The organism is Sphingomonas sp. LaA6.9 (assembly GCF_022601895.1).
In the GTDB taxonomy this organism is placed as follows: domain Bacteria; phylum Pseudomonadota; class Alphaproteobacteria; order Sphingomonadales; family Sphingomonadaceae; genus Sphingobium_A.
This window is the reverse complement of the sequence record NZ_JAKVIO010000087.1, coordinates 1-4344: the sequence shown is the minus strand read 5'-3', so window position 1 is coordinate 4344 and position 4344 is coordinate 1. Positions and strand designations below refer to the sequence as shown.

The 4344-nt window shown below is 67.7% G+C and carries 2 protein-coding genes; both read right to left on the bottom strand.

The features are described 5' to 3' along the window. Positions 1-1647: hypothetical protein (locus MKI88_RS21235; protein ID WP_241633543.1), on the bottom strand; the 1647-nt coding region annotated here is incomplete at its 3' end. Continuing rightward, positions 1644-4205, bottom strand: a complete 2562-nt coding sequence (locus MKI88_RS21230; protein ID WP_241633542.1) for a hypothetical protein — start codon at positions 4203-4205, stop codon at positions 1644-1646. The genes MKI88_RS21235 and MKI88_RS21230, both read right to left, overlap by 4 nt. Positions 4206-4344: the final 139 nt, after the last annotated feature.

Sequence of the window (4344 nt, the reverse complement as noted above, 5' to 3'; positions counted from 1 at the left end):
CGCGCGGATCTTGTCCCAGTCGGCAGCGTCGAGGCCGTAGCGCTCGAGCATGCGGCGGAAGGGCGCCTCGAGCGCGTCCCAACCTTGCGGTGCGTAATCGGTGAGCGCCGAGATGAAATCCATCCCGAAGCTCCACCGGCCCGCCTGCGTGACCGCGTTCAGGCCAGACACGCGCATCACCGTTTCGGCGATGTTGCGGGAAATCTCGCCGGTCAGCTCCTCGCCGGTATAGCGCGCCTGCGCTGACGCGATCTGGCTCGCCTCTTCGGCGATGAGCCCTTCGCGGATGGCGAAGGCCTTGTGCGTGCTGTCGAGCGGATTGAGTAGCTTCACCTGGCTCGAAGCCATCTGGCGGATCGGCAACCCGTTGAAGCCGCGCGTCAGGATCTGCGTTGCCTGGTCGCTCGTTGTGGATAGCACCGCCGAGCCCAGCTTGGTCGAGACCTGCCAGCTGCGGATCGCCGAAAAGGTAAGCGCGAGCTCGCGATTGTGCGGTGCGCGGTACTTGCCCATGATCTCGTCGAAGATCTCGCCAACGATGTTCACGTCCTGGCGCGCGAGATCCGTGCGCAGCTTGCCCGGACGCAGGCCGAACAGCCGGCGATCGCCGCGGCCGCCTTCGATCGCCGCTTGCTTCGTCAGGCTGTCCTGCAGCCACTGGACGGTCGCTGCGGGGTTGGGGCCGAGCGTCTCCATCAGCGCGATGTCGCGGCTCATCCCGTCGATATGGTTCATCATCGCGTCGAAGGCAGTGCCCTTGCCGAAGCGCGCCTGGTACTGCAGCCAGCTGTCCGCATCGGCGAAATGCAGGAAGCGATGATCGGCGCGCTGATTGGCGAGCTTTCCGCCGCGCTGCCCCCCGGGCACGCGGTCGATCTGGCCGTCAGTGCGGATCGTGTCATAGACATCGCCCAGCACCTCGCTGAGCGTTTCATCGTCGAAGGGCTTGCCCGTCGCGTCGTCGATCATGCGCGGGCGATCGAGCAGCGGCGTGATGTAGTCGACCCACTCCGCCTTGCTAGCCTCGGCGATCACGACGCTGTCATGGCTTTGCGGCAATCCCCAGCTGTCGAGCTTGCCGATATCGCCGCCGGCGGCGTTGAAGCGCTGGCGCAGCATTTCCGATGCCTGCGCCCAGGCATCGGCGAATTCGCGCGCCGACAGGTTGCTCGTCTTCTGCCCAAACGCCTCGCGGACCAGATCCTCAAGCTCGGCCTTGCTGCGCACCTGGCCGACCAGGTTGCGACGGTGCTTGAGCAGGATGCCGTCGATCAGCGCGTGCGCGGATCCGCGCACCTCCTTCCAGCGATATTCGACATTCGAATAGGGCGCGCGTTCGTCGCGCACGAGCAGCGCGATCGCGGCATCGCCCGGGCTCTTGCCCGATCCGCCATCGAACTTCGCAATATTAGTTATTGCGTCGAGCTGCGCCTTCATCTGCAGCTGCTTCTGCCGGCGCGACTGGGCGGCACTGCGCTCGAGCGCGGCGGCGGTTTCATCGCTCGCCAGCGCCTCGGCCGCGGCATCGCCCATCGAGCGCCTGTGAAACCGCTTGCGACGCCCATAGAGCTCAGCCGCGGCGGCGCCCTGCTCGGCCGTCAGCCTCCCCTCTTTCACCAGGTCGGGAATGCAGCGCTCGAGGCTCATGCTCCACCTCCCGGCGCCATGCACGCGCGCACCGCCTTCGCCGCAGCCTCCTCGGCGTCGAGCTGCTCCATCACCTGGGCGTAGCTCAGCTCCTCGCCGCCCTCGGACAGGCGGAAGCGGACGTCGCGCGCATCACCCTCGGCGGACATCGCCAGATCGTGCGCCAGGCTCTCGAGCTGGGTCCGCGATCCCTCGCCGAACGGATCGTCGAAAGCGCGTGTCGCCCCCGCCGCCAGCTCCGCCTTGGCATGCGCCTGCGCGCGCTCGGCGGGGCCGCCCGCGATCGTGGCCGGTTCGGAGACTTCATTTGCACGCCGTGTGCGCCGGGCGTTGACGAACGCGGCGCCGTCAGGCGTCAGCCCCTCACTGCCGCTCAGGCGCTCGACATCGAACCCGGCGTCATTCAGCGTGTCATAGAGCCTGGATGCGACACCCTGTCGGCGAAACGCCGGGTCGACATAGCTATGTAAGTCGGGATCCAGCTCGCGCGCCTCGAGGCTGACAGGCATGCGCACACCGCCCCGGGCAACGCCATCCTTGTCACGGAATACGGCGGTGACGAAATGGCCTTCATCAACGCCGGCTTCGATCGAATAACCCGGCTTGCCGCGCGCCGGGACATTGAGCGCGCTGATCGGGAAATCGTTCTGCGCGTCGGCCGCGACATTCGCGTCCACGCGATCCGTCCCGACGCGCGCATCAACGCCCGCGGCCGCATCGGCCGCGCGGGCAACCGCCTGATACGCAAGCGCCTGACGCAGGTCCGCGGGAGCATGCTCAATGCGCGCGCGTTCCGCCGGATCGAGACGCGCCATAACCGGATCCGCTGCGGGGAGATCGTCAAGCTTAACCGGCTCGACATCCCAGGGTGTCAGCATCTCGCTGTCGTCGATCCGCCCCGGCAGATCCTCGAGCGGATCGCGGCCGTTCACCTGGCGCGCGCCCTGGTCGAGCAGAGCGCGTTCCATCTCGGCTGCATCGATGCGCTGTTGTGCGGACGCCAGTGCCAGATCGTCATCCCCGAACGCCTCGGCACGCAGGCGCGGCCGATCGCCGAGCGCGACCTCACCCATTTTCCGATGCGCCCAGTCGACGACGTCGCCGGCGCTCTTTCCCTTCAGGAACGGATTGGCCGCGATCGCGCGGGGCGGAAGCACCTGTTCGATCGGCGTGTCTGCCGCTGCGCGCAGGATCTTCATGCCACCATCTTCGCCGGCGAAATGGAGCAGATAGAGATTGCCAGCGGTTTCGGGCGCGCCGGCACGCGCAAGTATGGTCGCATTGTACGCAGTGAGATCGTCCATCAGCGCGTCTTGCGTTGCGCCGTCGCTGCGCTTGGCGAGGATCTGCGCGTCGGTGAGCCCGCCGGTGCCGAAGCGCCGCTTGTAGAAGCTGAGCCAGGTGCCATTCGTGAACTGATAGCGCCCCGTCGCGCTCGAGAGCGGATTGCGCGCCCCGTCGTCGCCGCTACTCTCGGCCGCGCGAACGCTCGCCTTGAAGGTCGCGCGCGCATCGCCCGTTCCACGTGAACCGCGTGGAACACTGGCCTCGCTCGCCACGCGCACCGCGGCCGCCGGCGCGGGGCTCGGTGGATCGGTCACCAGCTTGTCCAGCGCATCGTTGAGCCGCGCATAATGCTCCTGGTCGCCCGCCGCCGTGCGCTCGAACGGGCTCACCGCATCAACCTCGGTCGCGCGCGTGATCACGTGGCCCGCTGCGCGTTCGTCCGACGTCATCCGGTCGGGCCCGAAGCTCTTCTGGACGAAGCCCAGCACCTCGAGCTCGGTCACCGCCTCCGGCTCGGCGCCGGCAAGCGCGCGCGCCATCTTGCGGTCGGCGGGATCGAGCAGGTCGATCGCCTTCGCGCCGCCCCGGAACAGCAGCTCGAGCGTGCCGGCGAACGCGGCCTGGCCAACAGCGGCGCCGCCGACATTGAGCGCGAAATCGCTGGCGTCGTAATCCTCGCCGAACTCCGCACGACGCTGTGCGACCGCCGGCTGAATGAGCGTCTCGACGAACGCGCCCGCGGCCGCCTCGGTCAGCAGCCGCTTCGCCACCGTCTTGCCGAACCCGCCCACGGGCAGCGTCGCCAGGTTGGGGATGTCGAGCATCGAGCGCCCGGTGCCGGCTATGAACCCGCCAATCGCGCCGCTCGTGCTATCGTCCGCACGGATCACCTCCTGTGCCTTGGCGCGCTTGGCGGCGCGGCGCTGCACCATCCGCTCGCGAAGATCGGCTTCGTCCTTTGGAAAATCCTTCAGTGAATTGGGATCGATCGCGCGCAGGCGCTGGGCCTCGGTCCAGATTTTGCCTTTGAGGAAGGGCACGCCGGCGCGAACATCGGCGCCGAACTGCTCCGTGCTGCCCGCTTCGCGCAGCGCGCGCGAGAGCTCGGTATAACCCTCGACCATCATGTCGGTTTCGGTATCGGTTTCGGTGTCCTGCAGGTCCCAGCGCGCAGCGATCGCATTCCAGAAGCTCGGCTGCGGCTTGGCCTCGCCGACGGGCGCCGGCGCTGTCGGCAGATCCGCCTCGTAATAGTCGAGGGGCCCGGCCATCAGTTGCCCACCGTGTGAACGTCGAACAGCCAGGGCCGACCATTGGCGCCCATCATCACCGATCCGTCGGGGGCCTCCCAGCGATAGACACCGTCGCGAACTGCAACGGGAGTGAAGCGGCGTTTCACCGTCGCGGCAT